At 45.4% G+C, this 25061-nt stretch carries 20 protein-coding genes and 1 tRNA gene; 2 read left to right on the top strand and 19 right to left on the bottom strand.

Features of this window, described 5'->3' with window-relative positions; genetic code table 11:
* Positions 1-6: 6 nt before the first annotated feature.
* From AC4E8D_RS08880 to leuB, 10 genes are all read right to left on the bottom strand, one after another.
* Positions 7-77 (bottom strand) — tRNA-Gly (locus tag AC4E8D_RS08880).
* 160 nt (positions 78-237) lie between these two features.
* A complete protein-coding gene (locus AC4E8D_RS08875) occupies positions 238-2364 on the bottom strand; it encodes a bifunctional diguanylate cyclase/phosphodiesterase (protein WP_490206094.1) in 2127 nt (708 codons plus the stop codon).
* A gap of 289 nt (positions 2365-2653) precedes the next feature.
* The gene (locus AC4E8D_RS08870; RefSeq protein ID WP_047842252.1) at positions 2654-3610 is read right to left on the bottom strand and encodes an aldolase catalytic domain-containing protein; all 957 of its coding nucleotides are present in this window, start codon (positions 3608-3610) and stop codon (positions 2654-2656) included.
* Positions 3611-3693: 83 nt separating this feature from the next.
* Entirely contained in the window at positions 3694-5007 is a 1314-nt protein-coding gene (locus AC4E8D_RS08865) for a DUF4129 domain-containing protein (RefSeq protein WP_490206093.1), read from the bottom strand.
* A complete protein-coding gene (locus tag AC4E8D_RS08860) occupies positions 5004-6119 on the bottom strand; it encodes a DUF58 domain-containing protein (protein WP_047842250.1) in 1116 nt (371 codons plus the stop codon). Before AC4E8D_RS08860 ends, AC4E8D_RS08865 begins: the two co-directional genes overlap by 4 nt.
* Before the next feature lie 4 nt (positions 6120-6123).
* Positions 6124-7089, bottom strand: coding sequence for an AAA family ATPase (locus AC4E8D_RS08855; RefSeq protein WP_490206092.1), 966 nt, complete (start codon positions 7087-7089; stop codon positions 6124-6126).
* A gap of 121 nt (positions 7090-7210) precedes the next feature.
* Entirely contained in the window at positions 7211-8317 is a 1107-nt protein-coding gene (locus AC4E8D_RS08850) for a PAS domain-containing sensor histidine kinase (protein WP_076209212.1), read from the bottom strand.
* A gap of 448 nt (positions 8318-8765) precedes the next feature.
* A complete protein-coding gene (locus AC4E8D_RS08845) occupies positions 8766-9182 on the bottom strand; it encodes a hypothetical protein (RefSeq protein WP_017689649.1) in 417 nt (138 codons plus the stop codon).
* Between the two features lie 356 nt (positions 9183-9538).
* Positions 9539-10078 carry a peroxiredoxin gene (locus tag AC4E8D_RS08840; protein WP_036610146.1) on the bottom strand — a complete coding sequence of 180 codons (540 nt, stop codon included), beginning with the start codon at positions 10076-10078 and terminating at the stop codon, positions 9539-9541.
* Positions 10079-10355: 277 nt separating this feature from the next.
* Entirely contained in the window at positions 10356-11441 is a 1086-nt protein-coding gene (gene leuB / locus AC4E8D_RS08835; protein ID WP_036610148.1) for a 3-isopropylmalate dehydrogenase, read from the bottom strand.
* A gap of 233 nt (positions 11442-11674) precedes the next feature.
* Between leuB and AC4E8D_RS08830 the strand changes: the two genes are divergently transcribed.
* Positions 11675-12655 (top strand): aldo/keto reductase, encoded by a 981-nt coding sequence (locus tag AC4E8D_RS08830; protein WP_221822893.1) that lies wholly within the window; start codon positions 11675-11677, stop codon positions 12653-12655.
* A 259-nt stretch (positions 12656-12914) separates the two neighbouring features.
* Here the strand turns inward: AC4E8D_RS08830 and AC4E8D_RS08825 are convergent, their stop codons facing one another.
* From AC4E8D_RS08825 to ilvB, 4 genes are all read right to left on the bottom strand, one after another.
* Positions 12915-14456, bottom strand: coding sequence for a 2-isopropylmalate synthase (locus tag AC4E8D_RS08825; protein WP_076209215.1), 1542 nt, complete (start codon positions 14454-14456; stop codon positions 12915-12917).
* Between the two features lie 140 nt (positions 14457-14596).
* A complete protein-coding gene (gene ilvC / locus AC4E8D_RS08820; RefSeq protein WP_036669754.1) occupies positions 14597-15589 on the bottom strand; it encodes a ketol-acid reductoisomerase in 993 nt (330 codons plus the stop codon).
* Between the two features lie 261 nt (positions 15590-15850).
* Positions 15851-16333 (bottom strand): acetolactate synthase small subunit, encoded by a 483-nt coding sequence (gene ilvN / locus AC4E8D_RS08815; protein ID WP_024628317.1) that lies wholly within the window; start codon positions 16331-16333, stop codon positions 15851-15853.
* Positions 16330-18081 carry a biosynthetic-type acetolactate synthase large subunit gene (ilvB, locus tag AC4E8D_RS08810; RefSeq protein ID WP_490206091.1) on the bottom strand — a complete coding sequence of 584 codons (1752 nt, stop codon included), beginning with the start codon at positions 18079-18081 and terminating at the stop codon, positions 16330-16332. Before ilvB ends, ilvN begins: the two co-directional genes overlap by 4 nt.
* Before the next feature lie 604 nt (positions 18082-18685).
* On the opposite strand from ilvB, the gene AC4E8D_RS08805 reads away from it, so the two are divergent.
* Positions 18686-19129, top strand: coding sequence for a GNAT family N-acetyltransferase (locus tag AC4E8D_RS08805; RefSeq protein WP_237176231.1), 444 nt, complete (start codon positions 18686-18688; stop codon positions 19127-19129).
* Between the two features lie 6 nt (positions 19130-19135).
* Here AC4E8D_RS08805 and AC4E8D_RS08800 read toward each other — a convergent pair whose 3' ends face one another.
* The 5 genes from AC4E8D_RS08800 to AC4E8D_RS08780 form a co-directional block, all read right to left on the bottom strand.
* Entirely contained in the window at positions 19136-19525 is a 390-nt protein-coding gene (locus tag AC4E8D_RS08800) for a hypothetical protein (protein WP_047842246.1), read from the bottom strand.
* 215 nt (positions 19526-19740) lie between these two features.
* On the bottom strand, positions 19741-20703 hold the full coding sequence (locus tag AC4E8D_RS08795; protein ID WP_062833426.1) for an ABC transporter permease: 963 nt from the start codon (positions 20701-20703) through the stop codon (positions 19741-19743).
* On the bottom strand, positions 20704-21783 hold the full coding sequence (locus tag AC4E8D_RS08790; protein WP_074094292.1) for an ABC transporter permease: 1080 nt from the start codon (positions 21781-21783) through the stop codon (positions 20704-20706).
* A complete protein-coding gene (locus AC4E8D_RS08785) occupies positions 21776-23314 on the bottom strand; it encodes an ABC transporter ATP-binding protein (RefSeq protein WP_036610171.1) in 1539 nt (512 codons plus the stop codon). The genes AC4E8D_RS08790 and AC4E8D_RS08785 overlap by 8 nt, the downstream gene beginning before the upstream one ends.
* A 298-nt stretch (positions 23315-23612) precedes the next feature.
* Positions 23613-24653 (bottom strand): BMP family lipoprotein, encoded by a 1041-nt coding sequence (locus AC4E8D_RS08780; protein ID WP_221822889.1) that lies wholly within the window; start codon positions 24651-24653, stop codon positions 23613-23615.
* Between the last annotated feature and the right edge of the window lie 408 nt (positions 24654-25061).

The raw sequence follows: 25061 nt of genomic DNA, 5'->3' as shown, positions 1-25061 counted from the left end.
TCGTTAAGCGGGTGATGGGAATCGAACCCACGCTATTAGCTTGGAAGGCTAAAGTTCTACCATTGAACTACACCCGCATGATTGAAGATTTAATTGTTAAGTTCCTTAGGAATTTAACAGTGTTTTTACAAAAAATAATATACCATGATCCTCTATAGCATGCAAGTCACATTTCCCATTTTTTTCATTACACATCCATCAAAAAAAGCAGGAGCACCCTCGCGCCCCCGCTGTTTCCTATCCTGTAGGCTTATCCACATCTCTCAAAAACTGCTTTTCAAATTCAGCGGCTTTAATCGGTTTGCTGAAGAAATAACCCTGAGCCTCGTGACAATGTTGATTGCGAAGAAAGACCATCTGATCTTCGTTCTCCACGCCCTCAGCTGTGACTTTCAGTTGTAAATGATGCGCCATTGAAGTGATGGTGGATACGATCGCGGCGTTATTGCTGTCCTCCATGACTTCATTGACGAATGAACGGTCAATCTTGAGCCGATCAATCGGCAGATCCTTCAGATAGTGCAACGAGCTGTACCCCGTTCCAAAATCATCAATACTGATATGCACACCAATTTCTTTGATTTTGCGCAACTGTTCGAATGACCGGTCTTTATCAAATGTCATGCTCTCTGTAATCTCCAGTTCAAGCCATACAGGCTCTAGTCCCGTCTCTTTGAGAATGCCATTGATATTGTCCAACAAATGGGAGTGCCTGAATTGTCTCATCGACAGATTCACCGAAACACACAGTTTACGATAACCGGCTTCCTGCCACTGTTTGTTCTGTGCACATGCTTCACGAAGCACCCATTCGCCAAGCGGTACAATGAGCCCACTCTCTTCAGCCAGAGGAATAAATTCCGCCGGAGATACCGAGCCTCGCTGCGGATGCTGCCAACGCACCAAGGCTTCCATGCCAACGATTAGCCCACTTTGCAGATTAACCTGCGGCTGGTAGACCAGGTAGAACTGACCCCGATCCAACGCCTTGCGCAGATCATTCTCAAGCTGCAAACGCTCCTGTGCCTTCATCTGCATCGCATGGGCAAAACGATTCAGTTCCATTCCTTGTTCCTTGGCACTATGCAAAGCCGTGTCTGCATTCTGAATAATCTCCAGTGGTGACTCCCCATCATGTGGGAAAATGGCCATCCCGATTCCAAGTGTAAGATGGTACTCATTGCCATCAACCAAGACGGGCTTCTCAAAAAGTTGCAAGATGGATCTTGTCCGACGCAACGCTGTATCGGTTGAACTGAAATCTGTCATCGTTAATGCAAACTCATCTCTTCCCAATCCAAAGACTTCTTCTCCTGGAAGTGACGAATGTTTCAGTCGTTGACCTACCTGACGCAAAACCCGGTTAGCTGCTTGCTGTCCGAGCGAATCATTAATGGTTTTGAACCGATTAATATTCAGGACCAGTACGCCAACAAGCTGTTCTTGCACCACGGCATCATCCATCATTTTTTTCAACCGCTGTGAAAGGCGACGACGGTTTGGAAGTCCCGTTACATCATCATGATGAGCAATATAGTTCATCTTGGCTTCCGCGACCTGCTGTTGCAGGAAAGGCGTGTCCACTACGGACGTATACAGTCCTTTTTGAATGAAAAAATATGCCATACAATTACTCAGCAATCCTAATAACAGATTGAGATCGTTCACCCCAGTTGCTGAAACAAAATAACATTCACCAAAAAAGAAACACAGAATGCCACATAGAATGGTTGGTAGATCAGCATCTTTGGTTTTTTTCCATTGCACAAACATAAGAACCGCAATAATGCCATAGAGCAATCCAACCATAAGATGAACTCGGGTGAAGATACCACCCAGCACTTCCCCGTCAAGCATACTCGGCAACATGCTCCATTCCTGAATAGCCAGTATGTACAGAATAACAAAGGTACCCAATGTCCCACTGAACAGTAAGAATTTGCGTGGTAATGCAATTTCTTTCTCATTTAAGGTATACACGAGCAGTAAACCTACTGAACATACCAAAGATCCCATGGTTGACATCATTAAGGAGAACTCCGATTCCATCATGGCTCCATTTGGAATCTCTTCTGCAAATGAAACAATATGAACCAGTTCAAACAGACCAATCAATAAAAAGAGTGTTGTCAATAATGTCCTCCGAAGAGTTAGCTTCTGTGTCCGAAACAACCAGCTTTGATTGTAGATGCCGATACAAGCCGCTGCCGCAGCGAATCCACCCAAGAGTGTCAAAACCGGGTAACCCGATATGATCAGATCAGAGCTTGAAGAAGAACGAAACCATTGACTTGCGAGGAAACACAATAAGCCGCACACAGCGACCCAACTTATTTTTCTCTGATCTTGCAGATTAACCTTCATGCCGTGTTTTCCTTCCCGGGATCACCTATCCTGAATTACATTAACCAAACTTAAAAACTTACTACACGATTCGACAAAAATCATATTAACCAACGTTCAATTCACATGCATACACATGCTATCTGGTACATAATAACATTTAATTTTGTATACGTGAACTAAAAAATAGTTACTCCTAGGAATATTTATTCATAAATATAGAGAAAAACAAGGCATTAAGAACTAAAAAAACATGGATCTCCAGTTAGAGTCCATGTTTCCCTATTTTACAACTGTATTTCAGACTATATTACTTATCAAAATTCACTTCTGGTGTTGTTAATTTATCATAAAAATCAACAACCTTATCCTTGTCTTCCGATGAGCGAATCGCCATCGCTGAACGTGGATGCTCGTCCAACGCACCTGTAATCATGTAAGGCAGAATGTAACCCCATTCTTCTTTTTCTCTCAGTGGAACCATCAACTGTTCCAATACACCAAGTACTGGACGCAAGTTGTATTTTGTTCCTTTGAGATGAGCTACAAGCAATTCGGTTGGACAGTTTCCAGCAGCACGGCCCATACCATACACAGAAGCATCAAGCAGTTCAACGCCAAGTTCTGCAGCAACCAATGTGTTAGAAAACGCAAGTTGCATATTATTATGTGTGTGAACACCAAGACGCTTGTTAGGCAAGTGAGTCTTGAACTTCTCTACCAGATATTTCACATCATTATGGTCCAAGCTACCGTAGGAGTCTACAATGTAAACAACATCCACAGCGCTTTCTTTGATCAATTCAAATGCTTCCAGCAACTCATTCTCCATAACATTGGAGAGTGCCATAATATTAAGTGTAGTTTCGTATCCACGATCATGGAATGTTTGAACCAGTGCAAGTGCCTTGTCTACATCTTTGCTGTAGCAGGCAACCCGGATCAGATCCAGCATGCTCTCACTGCGAGGCAAGATATCATTTTCGTCCACACGACCTACGTCAACCAGTGCAGACAGTTTGGTATTGCCTTTTTGAGGGATAACTTTACGCAGGAAATCATCGTTCAGGAAACGCCATGGTCCTGCTTCCTCGGCGCCTTTAAGCAACTTCGGAGAGTTTTTATATCCAATTTCCATATAATCAACGCCAGCTTCATTCAATCCAGCATATAGCTGTTGAACAAAGTCCACGCTAAAGTCCCAATTATTCACCAATCCGCCATCACGGATCGTACAATCTACAATTTTACAATGATTTGTCTTCATTAATGTCTGCTCCTTTTCTGACCAACTTGTGTATTCCTCTCATGATACTTGAACGTGACAAGAAAAGTAAAGGGATTCCGGACTTATTTACTTCGATAAGATCTCCAGATTCGGTCAATCTCAACCATATCGGAACGATCGGGAGCTTTCTCTCCATAACGAACGGCATTATACGTATCTGGCAGTCTCGCAGACAGCTCATCTTCTTCTACCTTCACACCATTCTGAATAATGGTCTGTGCAGCCTCCAGCGGAGTGTGCGTCCCCTGTATTACCACGCCTCGATGAGCAGCTCTTTCAATCCAAGTCCGATAGTAATACCGAACACGTTCAGCATCCTGTGCAGGTGGCGCTTCTTTCTTTCGAAACCAATTCTTTCGGACTTTTGCTGGCGCATCAAGCGTCTCACTGACATCGATATACTCCGTCCGTGGTTCTGCCTTCTTTTCACCTGGTTGTAACATCCCCTTGAATCGATCCATAAGTCTGTTTATCGTTTTTTGTCCCAACCTCAGAAGCAGCCACAGAATTGCTCCTGCTACAGCACACATCACTACCCATCCGAGGATGTCCCAGAAGACTGATGGCTCGGATGGCGGCTCTCTCCAGTCATTCGGTATATTTAGCGGCTGATTGGGGTTGTCCATTGGTAATCGTGGCTCCTCGCCAGAAATCGGACCAAACCATCCCCTGATCCATGCAAGCAAGCGGTCACGTAGCGGTCCCAGCCAGGCAGCCAGACTTGGGAAAGCACCGATCGCAACGATAACAATAAACATCCACATGAACCGCTGATGATTCGCACGTGCAAAATCTTTTAATACCAATCTTCTCTTGCCATCATTGAGTATTGCCTGATCCAGTTGCAGCATATATCGTCCAACCAGCCAAAAGGCAAAGCTGATCACTCCCGCAATATAGATCCATAGGGTATAGGTTCTTATCGGCTGCATGAATCCCAACGAGTTCGAAGCAATCATAAGCACGATTGCACTGATTACACCCATAATCTGCAAGCGCCATAACAACACTGAATGAAAGACTGGCTGGAAGGTCAGACCTGCATAAGCCGAGATGACCCCACACAGTACCAATGTGATGATTTCCGGCAACGAGAGAATAAGGCTCATCCCAACAACGAGTGCGAAGAGAAATCCTATGACGAGTGCCGTTACTCCATGAATGAATGTATTCTTCTCGCTAAAACCTGGAATTTTATGCTGAATGAACTGTCCCAACCAACCTACAAGAACAACCAGGATGAATAATGTGAACGGCAAATGTTCCATTGCGTAGAATGAAGCAAGCGTAAATATCGGAAAAAGGTATATGCCAGCCATCAAGACGGCAAGCATTGCTATGAGTCCTTTGGTCGTCGCTACCGGTCTGTTCCTCATGCACTCACCGCCTTCGTATTACCCTTCACGTCCTCAACCGGGAGAATCGTTACACGATGTCCTTGTTCGTGCAGACGTGCAATCTCGTGCTCCATAGCGGCAGATACATAGGATGTAATCAGCAGATAGCTGCGGATTTGCTGTGCTTCTTCATTCAGACGTACTTCATCGTTCAGGAATTGCTCCATGGGCACCATGCATTTCAACTCTGTCTCTGCCATAGCTTCCAGTAACCGTTCCAGATGGGGCGTGCCATAATCCGGCTCAATCCGAAGTGTATCGCGGCCTCCACCCACATGATAACCATTATGGGCGAAGCCTGCCGGCAACCCTCTACCGATGGCATCCACTGCAGCCGTGGCAGCGTAACGGAGAGCCCGTTCAATCTTCTCCGGTCGAGTTACAACACTCCACATATCTGCCGATTCCTGAATGTTGACTACAATCCAGGATTGCGGATCAGCTGTCCATCCCTGCTTGTAGACTTGTAATTCACCTGTACGTGCACTCGCTTTCCAGTGAATACGATTCATGGGGTCCCCTGCACCATAAGGCCGAACACCCAGGATCAAGAAAGGATCTTCAACAATCCATCGTGATACTTCCACTTCTCCCTGCCATACCTGATAAATTGCAGGAAGATCCTCTGCATTCACTAATGAAGGATACACAATCATAGACATTTGCAAAGGAATCGGTTTGGTGGAACGCCACACGCCAAAGAGATCCCCACCTGTCATCGTTGCTGTATTTAATGGATAAATCCCACGCTGAGTACATGTAAAAGGATGCTTGCGCGTAATACGAGTAAACGGTTTTAACGTAAAAATACTCTTATGGTTCTGATAGATCTCGCCTTGGCTAATATCCATACCTGAGCCGGAACGAAATACAAACGACACTGGCATCATCGATTCAAGTCTGAGCCACGGTACGGAGACCCGTTTTTCATTTGATATCGTCTCCACCATCTCAAGTTCATCTCCAGCGTAACAACGCAGCTTGCTGAATTGTCTGCTGTACTTGAGCTTTCGCAGTGCAGGTCGTCCAAACCACACACCATGTATAACTACGACAATGCCTCCAACAAGGACAAGCCATAATAATGCCATAAGATTAACGCCCGCTTGTAGCGAGATTCTCCGTAGGCACTTCTGTCTGATTCAGAAGTTCCTGGATGATACGCTCCGCCAAGCCCTCTTGTTGTCTGATCCGGTTACGGAATACAAGTCGGTGGGCCAGCACAGGTTCCGCCAGAACTTTAATATCATCAGGTAAAACAAAGTCTCTGCCATGCAGCGCAGCCCAGGCCTGACTTGCCTTGAGTAATGCCTGAGCCCCTCGTGGACTTACGCCAAGCGAGAGCTCGGGATGTTGCCTTGTCGCTTCGGTTAACTGAATGATATATCGTAGCAAATCTTCGTTGATTTGCACTGTTTTATACGTATCCTGTGCCTTCAAAAGTTCTTCACGACTGATCACTGCCGAGAGATCATCAACTGAACGACTGGCTACCGTACGTCTCAAAATTTCTACACTCTCTTCACTGCTTGGATAACCCATGCGAATTTTCATCATAAAACGATCCATCTGCGCTTCAGGTAGCGGAAAAGTTCCTTGGTTATCTACAGGGTTCTGGGTGGCGATAACGATGAATGGCCGTTCCAGCTGTCTCGTTGAACCGTCGATACTGATCTGGCGCTCTTCCATACACTCCAGCAAGCTTGATTGTGTACGCGGTGTAGCCCGATTAATCTCATCGGCTAGTACAAGATTGGCAAACAAGGGGCCGGGTCGGAATTCAAAATCCCCTTCTTTTTGATTAAAAAAATGAATTCCTGTTAAGTCAGAGGGCAGCAAGTCCGGTGTAAACTGTATGCGTTGGAATGTGCAGTCCAATGAAGAGGCTACCGATTTGGCGAGCATCGTTTTCCCGGTACCCGGTACATCCTCCAGCAGCACATGTCCTGACGCTATGATCGCTGTCATCACCAGCTCTATGGTATGCTGTTTTCCCACAATCACTTTTCCCACATGATCCATCAGTTGTTGATTCATTCGTTCCATTCCTTGGATTTCCATCTGCATCTCATCCTTCCGTTATGGAGCTTATGTATTCGCATTCATTACTAACTATAACCCTTATTGGCAACATAAAACAAAGGAGTTGGCAAATGGCCAACTCCTAGACTCCCCGCTTTTCTCAATATACCAAGGGTAACATAATCATAAACCGCGTGCCTTCGCCCTTTTTGCTATCCACAGAGATGGTGCCTCCATGATTCTTGATGATTCGGTAACTCACCGAAAGTCCAAGCCCCGTTCCGCTCTCCTTGGTCGTGAAGAATGGATCAAACAGACGTACAAGCGTGTTATGGTCCATCCCATGACCGTTATCCGCGATGGAGATCTGCACGAACTTGTTTTCAGTGGCGGTAGATATTCGAATTAGACCCGTGTGTTCTTCACCGACTTCCTCAATGGCATCCATTGCGTTTTTCACCATATTCAAAATAACCTGCTTAATCTGTTTGACATCAATGGATACATTCAGCGGGGCATCCCCTTCATCCAGTACGATCTCGCATCCCTTCATCAACCCTTCGCTTTCGGTCAGCAAGACCACCTCTTTGAGCAAAGAGTCGACGGACATCACGGTCTTCTGTGGAGCTGACGGTTTGGAAGAATTCAAAAATTCGTAGATGATGTCATTCGCCCGATCAATCTCCGTCAGTATGATTCGAGCGTACTCGTCTTTGCCGAGCTGCAGCAAATGGGGCCTGAGCAGTTGGATGAACCCACGGATTGCAGTCAACGGATTACGAATTTCATGAGCAATAGATGCTGAAATTCGCCCCAGCATCGCAAGTTTGTCATTTTGATAAGCGGTCTGTTCAATTTGTTTATAATCAGATACATCTTTGACGCTGAACAAGAAGTCGCCATCCATCTGATCACCGTACGTCACAGTAACCAACCAATGCCTTCCGTATTCATCAATCAATTCATGATAGCGCTTACGGTGAAAAATAGTTTCCCGATAGATACGTAAAATTTTCTTTTTCTTGAATCGGCTCATCTGCGGATGATGCAGCATTTGCATCAGGGTGCAGCCGCTCAACAGACTTCTTGGAAGTTCCAACAACTTTGCCATCTGAACGTTAATAAACGTCAATACACCGTGACTGTCAAACAACATAATACCGCTATCCAGATGTTCCAGTACATTCTCGTACTTGTTGTTATCCAGATGCACAGGCGGGAATCCATCCGTTGGTTGAGGCACTGTATCCTGAAATTCACTAATCATGTCAGGTTCCTCCTTTTCACGTAAATGATAAACTTGCCATTCGGACATCATATCATCACAGAAACAGGAAGGGCCGATTTTATTTTTCATTACCGGTGCCCTTTCGTTGGGGGGCTGAGCCGAAAATATGGATGGCATGGCCGGAACTCATGCTGGTCTATTCCCGGTAACCAACAGTTGATCCGGAAAATCATATACGTTTGTCCCATTCTGACCTTCTCCTATTCCCAAACACGAACATTTTTTGCTCCGCCTCTTTTGCAAGTCTGTTTTTATCATAGACAAGTTTATAGAAGAGAGTCAATCGGAGAAAGTGTCGAATGGAAATTATTTTAAAAAAAACCTCGAATTAGTTCCAGAACACAGCACAAAAACGAAGCCGTTTCACCCAGTTAGGCAAATCAGCTTCGTTTTTAATATCTTTAATTTGTGATATATCCAAGTTCATCTATAGTCCGGTCTTATTATGCTGAATTTTCAGTCTGCGCTGACTCATCACAGCTAATCGACGTTTAAGTTCGCTTTCCCACTTCTCGTCTTTGGTTTCCTTCGCGAGCCTGAGCAAATCCAGAGCCATATCAATCTGGCGCTGCACAATGACCATGGCATCCTCACTCTCACGGTTTACACAGTTTTCGAAAATCGCATCTTCATCTTCTGTTACATAATCCTGAAAATCGATCTCGGATGCACCGTCTCCATGCGCATATTCAGCGAGAATTTCATATTCATTTTCCACTTTATAATGCACCTCAACCCGGTGACACACCGGGCAAAACAGCAGGGGAACATTATGAACCTGGGTGCGGTAATGCTTCAGCGTGCCCTTCGTTCCAACCATACTTGCCCCACAACAGTAACTCATTTTTGTTCACCCTCCTTATTCGTGCCGGGACTTTTTTGATAAACATTCAATCCCGTACACTTCCAGCACTTCCGAAAAGGAATAGTTCCATCAGTGTATCACATTCATGTACAGATTATAAATGCAGAGCACCGGAATATTTACCGGGTTTCCATACCCTATTCGCCTTAAAGGCCATCAATTCCTCTTTCAACAGATAAAAAGAAGACTTTCTTCTAATATATTATTAACACGCTTAGCTGCTTGTTCAAACACTTTTGATTAACTTCGTGATAACTTCCGTCAAAAGGGTGCAAAAAGCCCTCAATCCCTAACGGGATGAGGGCTTGAACAAAAACCGTTCAAGTTAATCTGGCTTACAGGTTAGTGTCGCCTGGTTTCCAGTTCATTGCACACAATCCGCCGGATTGCAGTGCTTGCAGTACGCGAAGTGTTTCTTCAACACTACGGCCTACATCGTTGTGGTTAACTACTTGATATTTCAATTCGCCTTCTGGATCGATGATGAACAGACCGCGCAATGCTACGCCTTCTTCTTCGATCAGAACGCCGTAATCTTTAGCCACTTGCTTCGTGATATCGGAAGCCAGTGGGAAGTTCAATTGACCCAGACCATTGCTGTCTACAGGTGTATTGATCCATGCTTTGTGGCTGTGTACGGAGTCTACACTCACGCCAAGGATTTCTGTATCCAAAGCTTTGAATTGCTCGGAAGCAACGCTCAAAGCTGTAATTTCAGTTGGGCACACAAATGTGAAGTCCAAAGGATAAAAGAAGAATACAAGCCATTTGCCACGATAATCGGACAGTTTAACGGAACCAAAGTCTTGTCCGTCTCCCGATACTGTTTCCATTGCGAAATCCGGTGCTGGTCTACCTACCAAACGTTCTGCCATAACTAAAAATTCCTCCTTTGGGATTATGTAAGCATCCTTGCGGATTGCTCATCATCAAGAAAAACGCGTACGCTTTTCCTGTAATTAAATTGATTTGATACTTGATAACAAGTACAAGTAAAATGTTATCATCCGGACTTCCCAAAGTCAAGATTATAAACATTATTTTTTTATAATCATTATAAATAAGGATTTTTCGTGGCAAAAATGATAAAGGAACAGCCCTCTGTACATTCCATAACTGGAAACAAAGGGCTGCCTGTAGTTGGTAATATAATTACGCCTGTTTCTGAATAGCCGCCACGATCAAATCACCCATTTCGGTCGTGCTGATCGCTGTGCTCTTGTCTACAGCAATATCACTCGTGCGGTGTCCTGCGTTCAATACATCCGATACAGCCGCTTCAATGGCATCCGCACCTTCCGTATAACCAAAGGTTGTACGGAACATCAATGCCAAAGAGAGAATGGTTGCAATCGGATTAGCGAGGCCTTGACCTGCGATATCCGGTGCAGAACCGTGTACCGGCTCATAGAGTCCGAAGCTGCCCTCTCCCAGTGATGCAGATGCGAGCATACCGATGGAACCTGTCAACATCGCTGCTTCATCACTCAAGATATCTCCAAACATGTTTTCCGTTACGATGACATCGAAGCTGGACGGACGACGCAGCAATTGCATCGCGCAGTTGTCTACCAGTACATGCTCCAGTTCAACATCTGGATAATCCGGTGCTACCCGGTTCACGACTTCACGCCATAGACGGGAAGTTTCCAATACGTTGGCTTTGTCTACAGAAGCCAGCTTTTTGCGACGTCCTTGCGCAATTTCGAACGCCTGACGAACGATCCGCTCCACTTCTGTTACATTATATGCACATGTATCCACAGCCTCTTCGCCCTGTGCACTTTCACGTCTGAACTTCTCTCCGAAGTAGATCCCACCTGTCAACTCACGTACCACCATCAGATCTGTACCTTCCAGTACTTCAGGCTTCAGCGTTGAAGCATCCTTCAAGCAATCAAATACGACAGCCGGACGCAGGTTGGAGAACAATCCAAGTGCTTTGCGAATACCCAGCAGGCCTGTTTCCGGGCGAAGCTCTTTGCTGTTGTTATCCCATTTTGGACCACCAACCGCTCCAAGCAGGACTGCATCTGCACTTTTACATACACTCAGTGTTTCTTCTGGAAGAGGTGTACCCTTCTCATCAATCGCAATTCCGCCAAACAACGCATGCTCTGTCTCAAAACGATAACCGAATACTTCCTCCGTACGTTTAAGAACTTTCTCAGCCTCAGCTACGACTTCAGGGCCGATTCCGTCACCTGCAATAACTGCAATTTTTTTTACGTCTGCCATTGGGTTGTCCACTCCTTATATTTCATTCATTAATTATTCATAAAGTAACGTCTCATATTAACTCTCTCTTTTGTATCATATTCCAAGGTCATTTGACCAAGATATACAATCTATGACTTTAATAGATTTTACCTATAAGCCAATAGAGATTGGCCTTTCCAAGTTGTTCTGACCTCCCGTCTGAGTTAAAATATAGCTGAATTCAAATCAGGTACGCAGGAGGGATAAGCAACATGCAATATTCGTATTTGGGTAAATCAGGCCTCAAGGTCAGCCGAATCTGTCTCGGTACCATGAATTTTGGGCCAGCTACAGATGAAAAAGAAGCTTTTCGCATTATGGACGCAGCACTTGATGCAGGCGTGAACTTTTTTGATACCGCTAACATCTACGGCTGGGGTGAGAATTCCGGTCTTACCGAAGAAATTATCGGACGCTGGTTCAACCAGGGTGGTGGCAGACGTGAGAAAGTGGTTCTGGCCACCAAAGTCTATGGCTCCATGCATGATGATACAGACGGCCCCAACAACGAAGCTGGCCTCTCCGCCTACAAAATCAGACGGCATCTGGAGGGTTCCCTCCGCCGCTTACAGACCGATCATATCGAGCTATACCAGATGCATCATGTAGACCCAGCCGTATCATGGAATGAACTGTGGGGTGCATTTGAGAATGCCGTTCATCAGGGTAAAATCGGTTATGTAGGATCGAGTAACTTTGCTGCATGGCAGATTGCAATCGCTCAAAGCGAAGCCAAGAATCGTCATTTCCTCGGCCTGGTTTCCGAGCAACATAAATATAGTCTCAACTGTCGTTTGCCTGAGTTGGAAGTACTGCCCGCTGCCAAAGAGCTGGGCCTCGGCGTCATTCCATGGAGTCCACTGGATGGTGGATTACTGGGACGTAACGCTCTGCAGAAGCTGGAAGGAACACGCAGCGGGGGCATCGCTGGACGGATCGAGCAGCAGCAAACTCAGCTTGAAGACTTTGCTGCACTCTGTCGTGATCTCGGTGAACCACAGGATACGGTGGCTTTGGCATGGGTTGCAGCCAATCCGGCAGTGACCGCCCCGATTATCGGACCGCGTACACTGGAGCAGTTTGAGACCGCACTCAAATGTCTGGACGTGACTTTGGATGAAGCTGTGCTCAAACGTCTGGATGAGATTTTCCCGGGTCCAGGTGGACATGCACCTAATGCATACGCGTGGTAATAGCTTAATAGTGTAAGCCAATGCAATAGGTAAGCGTTGAAAAGGTTCTGTGTTTACTGCCATAATCATATAAATATAAGCAAAAGAGTCTGACCCTCCACAGGAGAGTCAGACTTTTTACGTACCTCATTGAACGTAACAAAGTAAGCCGAACGATCTACTAAATTAATTAAATTAAAGATTAATCATTCTAGCAGCATACATGTGTCTCGGCTTATAGTTAAGTTCAAAGAAGGCTGCGTGCTTCTTGCATCGGAGCCTACAGGTTAACGTTTACACGGTTCGTATAAGTCTTGCGCTTCTCAATCAATTGATTCAGGCCGTCTACATAGGCACGTGCACTTGCACCCAATATATCTGTGCTTACGCCACGTCCTTGTACCGAAACCTGATTCTGAGTCAGCACAACATGTACTTCACCCAATGCATCCTTACCATGTGTTACCGATTTGATGGAGTAGTCAGACAACGTTACGTCTTCCCCACTCACTTGGTCAATCGCATTGTAGATTGCATCTACCGATCCGTTACCCTCTGCTTGCTTCTCAATTGTATCCCCGTCAAGCGTCGCAATGCGGACTTTGGCTGTTGGTATCGATTCATCTCCGTACGTTACGAAGATGGATTCCAGTTTATACACCTCAGGTGCATCCTGCAATTTCTCTTCAATTACGGCAAGCAGATCTTCGTCAGTAACTTCTTTTTTCTTATCAGCCAGATCTTTGAACTGGGCGAAAGCACGATTCAATGCTTCTTCTTCCAGCTCATACCCCAGATCAATCAACCGTTCACGGAAGGCATGACGACCAGAATGTTTACCCAGTACAAGTTTGCTTTCCTTCAGACCGATGGACTCTGGAGTCATAATCTCATACGTTGTTTTTTCCTTCAACATGCCATCCTGGTGAATGCCGGATTCATGTGCGAAGGCATTTGCCCCAACAATGGCTTTGTTTCCAGGTACAACCATACCTGTCAAACGGCTAACCAAACGACTGGTCCGTGCAATCTCAGACAACTGCAGCGAAGTTTTCGCCTGGAAAAATTCCTGACGTGTCTCCAGTGCCATAGCAATTTCCTCGATCGCCGTGTTCCCGGCACGTTCACCAATGCCATTGATCGTACCTTCGATCTGATCGGCTCCGTTGAGAATGGCTGCAAGTGTATTCGCCGTCGCCATACCCAAGTCATTATGACAGTGGGCACTCAGCTGTACCTTTTCAATACCGTGTACATTCTCCTTGAGGTGTTTGAAAATGTTGCCGTATTCATATGGGCTCAGGTAACCAACCGTATCCGGAATATTCACAACGGCTGCACCTTCTTCAACAGCCATATTTACCATTTCCACGAGGAAATCATACTCGGTACGACCTGCATCCTCAAGTGAGAATTCAATCTTCGAGAATGTTTTCTTGGCATAACGAATCGCGGAACGAGCTGTATCCAGTACCTGCGCTTTGTCCATGCGCAATTTATGCTGGCGGTGAATGGGTGAAGTTGCCAGGAAGACGTGAATGCATGGGTCCTGTGCACCTTTAAGTGCTTCCTTAACCGCATCAATGTCTTGTTCTCTGGAACGGGACAAGCCAATTACAGTCACATTTTTGACTGCATTTGCTACTGCATTGACAGCTGCCAGGTCACCTGGAGATGCCGCGGGGAAACCCGCTTCCATCCGGTCAATGCCAAGCCGCTCGAGCTGATGGGCAATTTCCACCTTTTCACGAGTGTTCAGATTGACTCCCGGGGATTGCTCTCCATCACGCAGCGTTGTGTCAAATACATAGATTTTACGCACGCTTCGCACCTCCTGTACTTGTTATTATATGTTTCTCTGAAACCAGCAATAGCGGCTCACGCATAAGCACGGCCGCTATTCCCAGTTAAAGCTCTAAGTTTACTTGAATACCTTTAAGTGCATGTTCTAGAAGTTAATGCTTACTTCTTGATCCAGTGCATCATCTCACGCAATTGTCCGCCAACCACTTCGATTGGGTGTTCAGCTTCGTTACGACGAGTTGCTGTCAAGAATGCACGTCCGGATTGGTTTTCCAGAATGAAGTCACGTGCGAATTTACCTTGTTGGATATCCGTCAGTACTTCTTTCATTGCTTTCTTCGTATCTTCAGTTACAACGCGAGGTCCAGTTACATAGTCACCGTACTCAGCTGTGTTACTGATGGAATCACGCATGCTTGAAAGTCCGCCTTCATACATCATGTCAACGATCAGCTTCAGTTCGTGCAGACATTCGAAGTATGCCATTTCAGGAGCGTAACCCGCTTCTGTCAATGTTTCGAATCCAGCTTTTACCAATGCACTCACACCACCACACAGAACAGCTTGCTCACCGAACAGATCTGTTTCTGTTTCTTCACGGAAGGAAGTTTCGATAACCCCTGCGCGTGTACAACCGATACCTTTAGCATAAGCCAAACCGATTTCTTTCGCTTTACCCGTTGCATCTTGCTCAATCGCGATCAGGCCTGGTACACCAAAACCTTCCACATAAGTACGACGTACCATGTGACCAGGGGACTTAGGAGCTACCAGCAATACATCGCTGTTTTTTGGAGCAACGATTTGACCGAAATGAACGTTGAAACCGTGTGAGAAGAGCAATGCAGCGCCTTCTTTCAGGTTTGGTTCGATTTCGTTTTTGTATACAGAAGCTTGAGTTTCGTCTGGCAGCAAGATTTGAACTACATCTGCGCGGCTTGTTGCTTCAGCCGGGGACAGAACTTCAAATCCGTCATTTTTTGCAGTGTCGAAGGATTTACCTTCACGAAGTCCGATGACTACGTTCAATCCACTATCACGAAGGTTTTGAGCTTGGGCGTGGCCCTGGCTACCATAACCGATTACCGCGATCGTTTTTCCTTTCAATACGTTAAGCTCTGCATCCTGTTCATAATAAGTAGTTACTGGCATGTTTATAAGTCCTCCTTTGTATTGTAAAGAACCCTTCATTAATGAGCGGGTGTCTCAAGGGACCGCCTCGCTTGGAGTGTCAAAAGCATCTCTGGTCTGATCCGATCCGTTCAGACACCCGCCCATTAATGCGGGAATGTAGCTATATTTTCAAGCGTTACATCACTAAAATGTTAAATTACAACTGTTAGGGGACTGACACTCACATAAGATCAACTGTATATGTTAGCTAACCGTCGTCCCTTTTCATTCATTATAGCTTTATACGTTGCCGCGTACCAATGCAGTGATGCCTGTACGTGACAATTCGCGAATGCCATATGGCTTGAGCAATTCAATCATAGCATCAATTTTGTCCGTATCTCCGACTACTTGCACAATCAGGCTGCCTGGACCAACATCTACAACGGATGCGCGGAATGTTTCTACCACACCCAGAATTTCAGGTCGCTCGGAAGGCTCTGCTTTCACTTTGATCAGGGCGAGTTCACGGGCTACCATCGGTTTCAGGCTGAAATCTACCACTTTAATAACATCGATGATTTTGTACAATTGTTTCTCAATCTGCTCTAGTGTTTTATCGTCACCAATGGTAACAATAACCATCCGGGAGAGTCCAGGTTCTTCCGATTGACCTACTGTAATACTCTCAATGTTAAATCCGCGTCGACCGAACAACCCTGATACCCGCTGAAGGACGCCTGGCTGATCGTTTACCAATATTGAAATCGTATGTCTAATCATTCGTCAGCATCCCCCATCAGCATTTGATCAATTGTTGCTCCCTGCGGAACCATTGGATACACATTTTCATCCTTGCGTACTACGAATTCTACAACGACTGGTCCTGGTGTATCCAAAGCTTCCTGCCAAGCACGCGCTGCTTCTTCTTTATTCGTTGCACGTAATCCTTTCACGCCATATGCTTCAGCCAGTTTTACAAAGTCCGGACTTCCTGCCAGATCAATGTGGCTGTAACGGTTCTCATAGATGAGTTCCTGCCATTGGCGAACCATTCCAAGTACCTGATTGTTAATGATCACAATTTTTACCGGTATATTGTTAATGGCACAGATTGCGAGTTCTTGGGAACACATCTGCATTCCGCCGTCACCGTTAATGGAGATAACAAGTCTGTCCGGATTGGCCATCTGAGCACCAATTGCAGAAGGGAATCCAAAGCCCATCGTTCCGAGACCACCCGAAGTTACCCATGAACGTGGTTGATTAAACTTGTAATACTGTGCTGCCCACATCTGATGTTGTCCCACATCCGTAGTTACAATTGCTTCACCTTTGGTTGTATCATTCAGCATTTCAACAACCCACTGCGGTTTCAGCACTTCGTCTGAATCCGTATAGCTGTAAGGCTTCTCTTGTTTCCACTGTTTGATCTGGTCTCTCCATGCATCTGCACGCTCTGCACGTCCAACTTCTTTGTTGGCTATTTCAAGTACGGTCTTCACATCACCAACGATTGGAATATCGGTTTCAATGTTTTTACCAATCTCAGCCGGATCAATATCGATATGGACGATTTTGGCATGTGGAGCGAATCCGTCCAGCTTACCTGTTACCCGATCATCGAATCGTGCGCCGATATTAATCAGCAGATCCGACTGTTGGATGGCCAGGTTGGATGTGTATGTTCCGTGCATTCCTGGCATCCCTGTCCATAGTTCATGCCCACTTGGGAATGCACCAAGCCCCAGAAGGGTTGTCGTAATCGGAATGCCTGTCTTCTCAACAAACTCGAACAGTTCTTCATGTCCTCCCGAGTATACCACACCGCCACCGGCCAGAATCATTGGACGTTCTGCTTCCTGAATGGCCTGAGCCAAACGGTCAACCTGCAGTTTGTTTGGTACTGTCCGTGGATTGTACCCTCTTAATGTAACAGGTTCAATACTCGGTTCAAATAAGGTTTTGTTGGCTGAGACATCTTTTGGAATGTCGATCAGTACAGGACCTTTACGGCCGGTGTTGGCAATATGGAATGCCTCATGAATGACACTCGACAAATCCTTAACATCTTTTACCAGATAGCTGTGTTTGGTGATCGGCATTGTAATCCCGGTAATATCCGCTTCCTGGAAAGCATCCGAGCCGATCAGGCTGGAATTAACATTTCCCGTAATGACAACCAGCGGCACAGAATCCATATATGCCGTGGCTATTCCAGTAACCAGATTGGTTGCTCCCGGCCCGGAGGTAGCGATACAAACACCAACTTTGCCGCTTGCACGTGCATATCCGTCAGCTGCATGAATTGCACCTTGTTCGTGACGGGTTAAGACGTGTTTGAAATCCTCGAAACCATACATTGCATCGTAAATGTACAACACTGCGCCACCCGGGTAACCAAATACGCAATCCACACCTTCAAGCAACAAGCTTCTCAGCAGAATCTCGGAACCGCTAATGACCTCCGGCTTCATCCATTTTTCACGTAATTCATCTGTTGATCGTACTTCTGGAATTTGAGCTCCCATTAGTCATCCTCCTCTCGGAATTTACACCATTCTGACATTTAAAGTTACAAAAAAAACCTTCCATCCCCTGCAAACAAGTTCATGCTTGCGAGGGACGAAAGGTTATCGCTTCCGTGGTACCACCCAACTTTGTCCGAAATTTCGCAATAACGGACCTTACCAGGTACAACAAAACGAATAGCTCAAACGAACATAGTCGTTTCCCATACCTGTTGTCTGTAACGCAGACATACGATTTTCCCTAATACGCGAAAGGAGTGACATCCAGTGCTTTTCAGGAAAACAGCTCCGAGGTGAGCTCGTATATAAGGGATAATGGTGGTGGTTTCAGCAATTCCAGCCACTCTCTGAGCAAAAGAGCCCTTAAAACTTCGTCCTCTTCATAGCCGATGAAATATTCTCGTTAAATGTTAGGAACATTATATGATTCCTCCAACCGATAAGTCAATACCTGTTTTGCATAAAAATTCAGAGAACCTTCCTTCCCCCCTCTTCAGCCTATAAGGTTGCCCTAATCCCAGCGCTTCATTCAGTCACCTTTTATCTTGCTTCGGGCATAGGATATACGAGCAGCACGACTGGTCCTGAAAGGAGGCTCCGCATGGTGATTCGGCAACGCACATCCAAGCTGGATGATGGCGCCATCATGAAGCTGATTGACACTCAACTTGTTCCTTTATCCCATATGAGCGAAAAGGAAATTAATAAAATCCGCAAAGAAATACCCCTGCGAATGAACAGGGGCATGACCTTTGTTGTCTCGCCGGAGCCAGACAAAGCTGCTGTGGCATTCATCCATTTTCTCATGCATGGGGAATTGCTCTATGTCGATATGATGGCCGTTAGTCCGAAAGAACAACGCAAACGTTATGGGCAAACTTTGTTGCTCAAAGCAGAAAGCTTTGCGGCATCCCGGGGTTGTCGAAGGTCTAAAGTTATGGTAGATGAAGGCAATACCAAAGGGCTTCAGTTTTATCAAAAAAATGGATACAGCGCGATTCGATACATCATGATAAGCCGCTGCTACGAATTGGAAAAAACATTATAGAATGTCCTAGAAAAATCCTGGTGGACGTGGACCTGGACCATAAGGGCCGAATCCAGGACCAGGTCCATATCCGCCACCAGGTCCTCCAGGTCCATATCCCGGTCCGTAGCCTGGACCATATCCAGGGCCTGGTTTTGGTCCAGGTCCATATCCGGGACCGAAGCCGGGACCACCTCCATAAGCATACGGCAGTGTGGCAATAGCAAGCAGATCAAACAATACCAGTGGCAGTATCGCTTTTGTACGTACTTTTTTGCCATTCAGACGCTTGAGTACCAGTTTGTTGCCCGATACTTTCAACAGCTTTCCCGTAACCCGAGTGCCGTCTTTTTTGATTGCAACAATATTTTTGCCTATTAATTTCATCGCTTCATCACGCGTAACTTGTTGTTTCATACTTTCCCCTCCTCCTCGGATCGTTCAAAACAGTGTATTCGTCCATCACTGAATTCGCCTGTTTCTTTGTCCCTACCTGAAAATATGGGTACTTGCACGAGAACCAATGTAAACATGAAAAACTGGCTTGGCAACGATCAAGAAAACAAAAAAAGGCCCGCACAAGGCGGACCCTTTTATCAAGCTTTTGGATAGTAAATTGACATATTGCAAGTTTACCTTTTACCCGGGTCATAAGCTTCACCGAGTGCAGACGGAGCCGAAGAACGTCCAACCGCTGCAACGAGAACGATGATGGTAAGCAGGTAAGGCAACATGAAAATAATTTCCTGGGGAATACTTTGCGACCATTCAAACAATTGTACATAGTTTCGGATCGCTTGTGAGAATCCAAAGAAGACAGCCGCACCAAAGGCACCAATCGGATTCCACTTACCAAAGATCATAGCTGCAATGGCAATATAACCTTGACCGGAAACCGTATTGTGTGAGAATGTACCCGTAGTCGTCAACGTAATCGCAGCTCCACCAATAGCGGCTAGTGCACCACTGATCATAACGCCAATATAGCGATAACGAAGCACTTTAACACCAACCGTATCCGCCGCACTTGGATGTTCACCAACAGAACGAAGGCGCAGACCAAATGGCGTTTTGAACATGATGTAATACGTCAGGAATACGAATAGAATGGCCAGATATGTCGTTGGATATACGTTCTTGAAGAAGGCTTCTCCCAGCAAAGGAATGTCTTTCAAGAATGGCACATCAAACTTGCTGAATCCTTGAACCAACGGTGAATCGCCAGAACCTTCAAACAACAGTTTAACCAAGTACAACGTACTTCCTGCTGCCAAAAAGTTAATGACGATACCACTGATAATCTGGTCTGCCTTAAATGTGATAGACGCAACGGCATGAATCAGAGATACCAGTACGCCCAATACAATCGCGAGCAAAACCCCCATCCAGGCCGATGTCGTTCCACCCATGCCCGCTTCTTGAGCATAATGCGCCCCGATTCCAGCTGCAAAGGCACCAAAGACCATAAAACCTTCAAGTCCAAGGTTGGTTACACCTGATTTTTCCGAAAAAATTCCGCCGAGTGATGCAAAAATCAATGCCGTAGCAAAGACAAGCGTCGTATTGATAATTTGCCCAATTGTCAACAAGTCCATCTACAACACCTTCTCTTTCTTACGCTTCGAATAGAACGGTTTGAGTATCCAGCGCACGATGCCTTGTGCCGCAATGAAGAAGATAATCGAACCGATCACAATCCGAATAATCTCAGGCGGAACATCTGCAGCAAAACTCATACCTGCAGATCCGTACGTGAGGGTACCAAACAACACTGCACCCAATAACACCCCAAACGGATGATTCAAACCAATCAGGGCAACCGCTATTCCGTCAAAGCCTGTACCGGGTGAACCCGACATTACGGTTTGGTAATGGAACACACCAAGAACCTGGAAGGCACCACCAAGACCAGCAAGCATACCACTGATAAACATCGCTTTTACAATATTCCGGTTAACATGCATACCTGCATATTCAGCCGCATTAGGGTTGTAACCTACCGCGCGGATTTCATAACCTTGTTTTGTTTTCCACATATAGATATAAAAGAGCACAGCCATCACAAGGGCAATCAACGTCCCCATGTGTACACGGGAATTGCCCATCAGTTCAGAGAGCCATGTCAAACTAATCGAAGCCGATTCGCTGATATCCACGGAACGATTCTCGCCCTTCAACAGCAAGAATTGGCGAACGATAAGGTTGGCCAGATACAGACCAATCCAGTTCAACATGATACTACTGATAACTTCATTGACCCCACGTGCCGCTTTTAGATAACCAGCAATAGCGGCCCACAGACCACCAAACAATGCACCGGCAATCAAAGCCAGTGGCGCATGAAGGTAGATCGGCAAACCTGCAAATTTAACACCAACAAATGTTGCAGCGGTCATACCGACGAGAAATTGACCTTCTCCCCCGATGTTAAACAACCCTGCACGTGATGCAAATGCAAATGCAAGTCCAGTCATAATTAGTGGTGTCATTTCCCGTACTGCTTCACCAAAGTTGTACATGTCGCCAAATACCTTGGTGAACAATGCACCATAGGCTTCAATTGGATTGTAGCCACCAATCAGCATGACAACTCCACCGAGAATAAGACCCATAATAATAGCTACTACAGGCAAAATAAATGAATCTCGGGTAAACCATTTCAATACGTTATTCATGCGCAGTACCTCTCTTTTGGGTGCTGCCCGCCATCATCAAGCCGAGCTCCCTATCATTGGTTTCTTCCGGCAGCACCTCGCCAACGATCTGTCCTTCATAAATAACAGCAATTCGGTCAGATACATTGATAATCTCATCAAGCTCAAATGAAATCAGCAGAACAGCCTTCCCTTGATCGCGCTGTGCAATCAATTGCTTTTGCACGAATTCAATAGCCCCTACATCCAATCCACGCGTTGGTTGCGCAGCGATAAGCAGTTCAGGGTTTTTATCAACCTCACGGGCGATAATGGCTTTTTGCTGGTTTCCTCCGGACAAGGACCGAGCCTTGGTCTCGATGCTTGGTGTACGCACGTCAAATGCCTCAACAAGCCGCTTCGCCTGCTGTTTGATGGCATCAAAGTTAAGGAACCCTTTACGGGTATATGGTGCTTTATAATACGATTCCAGAACGATATTTTCACTCACTGAAAAATCAAGTACAAGTCCGTGTTTATGGCGATCTTCCGGAATGTGGGCTACACCCGACTCCGAGATATGGCGTGGAGAATGATTGGACAGCTCCTTGCCCTCCAAAAGAATCGAACCGCTCTCTACTTTACGAAGTCCGGTAAGGGCTTCAATCAGTTCACTTTGACCGTTGCCATCCACGCCTGCGATTCCGACAATCTCTCCTGCACGTACGTTCAGGTTAAGTTGGTTCAGAACCGAAATACCTTCTTTATTCTTGGCCGTTAATTTACTGACTTCGAGCACATTGGCTCCAGGTGTAGCCGGTTTTTTGTCCACTTTGAATGTGACATTCCGCCCCACCATCTTCTCTGCCAGCTCATTTGGATTCGTTTCCGAAGTTTTGACCGAATCAATCACTTTACCCCGACGGATAATCGTTACCGTATCGGAGATTTCCATGATTTCTTTCAGTTTGTGCGTGATCAAAATAATGGACTTTCCTTCAGCTACAAGTTTCTTCATGATGATCATCAGTTCTTTGATCTCTTGAGGAGTCAATACGGCTGTAGGCTCGTCAAAAATCAGAATGTCTGCACCGCGATACAACGTTTTAACAATCTCTACACGTTGTTGCATTCCGACAGAAATATCATGAATTTTGGCATGAGGATTCACCTTAAGTCCATACTGTTCGGAAAGACGCTGAACTTCAGCCGCTGCTTTTTTATAGTTAATATTGAGACCCTTCGTTGGTTCAGATCCCAAAATAATGTTCTCTGTTACCGTGAACGGCTGTACAAGTTTAAAGTGCTGATGCACCATGCCTATGCCAAGATCGATCGCTCGGTTAGGGCTGTCGATGATGACAGGCTTGCCATTCACTTCAATGGAACCTTCATCTGGCTGATATAGACCAAATACAATATTCATCAACGTTGACTTACCAGCGCCGTTTTCGCCCAGTAGCGCATGGATCTCGCCTTTACGAAGCTGAAGGCTGATGGCGTCGTTGGCAACAATGCCTGGGAAACGCTTCGTAATTTGTTTTAACTCAACGACGGGGGTTGCTGCACCCATGTAATCACCCTTATAACTGATATAGTGTGGTTCCGCAAACGTAAAAAAAACGTCTATCGACGTACTTTCAAAGAAGACAGACCGCGCTTAGCTGAAGTTTTTCTTGCGATAATCGAATGGTTCAGCTGATTAATAACATATCAATTCCATTATCTTAAGAAAAGCTCCTACCGGAGCGTTGGTGCACAGTGACCTTGTACAATTGTTATGATGACTTGATCAAATGTTCCTGTTCTTGCAATCATAAGGCCGGTCAAGACCGGCCCCAATGATTATTCATTTGCGACTAAGATCAAAATTACTCCGTAGGAACTTTGATTTCGCCGCTGATGATTTTTTCTTTGTACTCTTCCACTTTTGCAAGTGTATCAGCAGATACATTGGCAGTAGAGGTATCAGCAATACCTACGCCGTTTTCTTTCAAAGTCAGGTTCTCGGAACCACCAGCGAATGTACCATCAACTACTTCTTTGTTAACGCGCTTAACTGCTTCGTCAACTTTTTTGATCATGGAAGTCAAAGTGATCTCATCGCCAAACTCAAGAGATTGGTCTTTGTCAACACCGATAACCCATACATCTTGACCTTGTTTCTTACGAGCACTTGCTTCGTTAAACACACCGTTACCTGTTGCGCCAGAAGCGTGGAAGATAATATCTACGCCTTCATTGTAAAGTGTTGCTGCTGCTGCTTTACCCAAGTCAGGTTTATCAAATGCACCTGTGTAGTTAGAAATGAATTGAGCATCAGGGTTAACTGCTTTAACCCCTTCTCTGAATCCTACTTCAAACTTTTTGATCAGTGGGCTTTCCATACCGCCTACAAAACCAATTTTGTTGGATTTTGTTGTCAGACCAGCCACAACACCAACCAGATAAGATCCTTCTTCTTCAGCAAATGTTACGGATTTAACGTTAGGAGAATCAACAACACTGTCGATGATCGCGAGTTTAGCATCAGGGTTTTGCTCAGCTACAGTTTTGATTGCATCAGCCAATTGGAAACCGATACCCCAAGTCAGATCATATCCGCCTTTAACGAATTCGTTCAGGTTAGGAATGTACTCTTCATCGGATTTACTTTGCAGATATTTAACAGCAGTACCTGTTTCTGTTTCAGTCGCTTGCAGAGCTTCCCAAGCGGATTGGTTAAAGGATTTGTCATTAACTCCACCTACGTCAGTAACCATACCGATTTTGAGGTCGGATTTCGCTTCAGTGGATGTGCCACCTGTATCTCCTCCGGCATTTGTTTCTTCTTTCGGTTTGCTACCGCAACCTGCGAGCATAACCGATACCGCCAGCAACATTACCAAAGACAAGCTGAGCATCTTTTTCATTTCTCTTTTTCCCCCTTAATGATATATCCCTCATTCCAATCCAGCCTACAATTTGAACGGTTAACAGATAGCAGGAATGACTTTTATGCAGAATGTATGGTTTCTTCGACATTAAAAGCGCATTCTCACCCTTGTAGCATCCTATCATCTGTCGAAAAACCGAACATTATGACATGGAGAGAAAAATCTAGGACTAGCCTACTAGAGGTGATTATACAATCAACCAGTGTTAAAATCCAGATGTTTCATCACCAAATATCACATATTTTTGTTCTTTTTTTATTGAAAACGCTTAATAATTTAGCGTTTTAACACACTAACGTTACAACGATGTGATGTTATATAACAAAAACATATCGTGAACTTTAGTGATGAGTGGGATTTACCTGTTTTTATTTGTATTATTTC

It is taken from the genome of Paenibacillus sp. SRL342 (genome assembly GCF_984798905.1).
Note: the sequence above shows the minus strand (reverse complement) of the source record. Positions and strands in the feature narration are given on the sequence as shown.

What these genes read in the sequence shown, in the direction of transcription:
- AC4E8D_RS08865 (WP_490206093.1), bottom strand. Translation starts at nt 5,007, where the DNA reads ATGAGGAACAGACCGGTAGCGACGACCAAAGGACTCATAGCAATGCTT.
- AC4E8D_RS08845 (WP_017689649.1), bottom strand. Translation starts at nt 9,182, where the DNA reads ATGAGTTACTGTTGTGGGGCAAGTATGGTTGGAACGAAGGGCACGCTG.
- AC4E8D_RS08875 (WP_490206094.1), bottom strand. Translation starts at nt 2,364, where the DNA reads ATGAAGGTTAATCTGCAAGATCAGAGAAAAATAAGTTGGGTCGCTGTG.
- AC4E8D_RS08795 (WP_062833426.1), bottom strand. Translation starts at nt 20,703, where the DNA reads ATGGACTTGTTGACAATTGGGCAAATTATCAATACGACGCTTGTCTTT.
- AC4E8D_RS08850 (WP_076209212.1), bottom strand. Translation starts at nt 8,317, where the DNA reads ATGATTAGTGAATTTCAGGATACAGTGCCTCAACCAACGGATGGATTC.
- AC4E8D_RS08785 (WP_036610171.1), bottom strand. Translation starts at nt 23,314, where the DNA reads ATGGGTGCAGCAACCCCCGTCGTTGAGTTAAAACAAATTACGAAGCGT.
- leuB (WP_036610148.1), bottom strand. Translation starts at nt 11,441, where the DNA reads ATGGCAGACGTAAAAAAAATTGCAGTTATTGCAGGTGACGGAATCGGC.
- AC4E8D_RS08840 (WP_036610146.1), bottom strand. Translation starts at nt 10,078, where the DNA reads ATGGCAGAACGTTTGGTAGGTAGACCAGCACCGGATTTCGCAATGGAA.
- ilvN (WP_024628317.1), bottom strand. Translation starts at nt 16,333, where the DNA reads ATGATTAGACATACGATTTCAATATTGGTAAACGATCAGCCAGGCGTC.
- ilvB (WP_490206091.1), bottom strand. Translation starts at nt 18,081, where the DNA reads ATGGGAGCTCAAATTCCAGAAGTACGATCAACAGATGAATTACGTGAA.
- AC4E8D_RS08830 (WP_221822893.1), top strand. Translation starts at nt 11,675, where the DNA reads ATGCAATATTCGTATTTGGGTAAATCAGGCCTCAAGGTCAGCCGAATC.
- AC4E8D_RS08870 (WP_047842252.1), bottom strand. Translation starts at nt 3,610, where the DNA reads ATGAAGACAAATCATTGTAAAATTGTAGATTGTACGATCCGTGATGGC.
- AC4E8D_RS08860 (WP_047842250.1), bottom strand. Translation starts at nt 6,119, where the DNA reads ATGGCATTATTATGGCTTGTCCTTGTTGGAGGCATTGTCGTAGTTATA.
- AC4E8D_RS08855 (WP_490206092.1), bottom strand. Translation starts at nt 7,089, where the DNA reads ATGGAAATCCAAGGAATGGAACGAATGAATCAACAACTGATGGATCAT.
- ilvC (WP_036669754.1), bottom strand. Translation starts at nt 15,589, where the DNA reads ATGCCAGTAACTACTTATTATGAACAGGATGCAGAGCTTAACGTATTG.
- AC4E8D_RS08780 (WP_221822889.1), bottom strand. Translation starts at nt 24,653, where the DNA reads ATGAAAAAGATGCTCAGCTTGTCTTTGGTAATGTTGCTGGCGGTATCG.
- AC4E8D_RS08800 (WP_047842246.1), bottom strand. Translation starts at nt 19,525, where the DNA reads ATGAAACAACAAGTTACGCGTGATGAAGCGATGAAATTAATAGGCAAA.
- AC4E8D_RS08790 (WP_074094292.1), bottom strand. Translation starts at nt 21,783, where the DNA reads ATGAATAACGTATTGAAATGGTTTACCCGAGATTCATTTATTTTGCCT.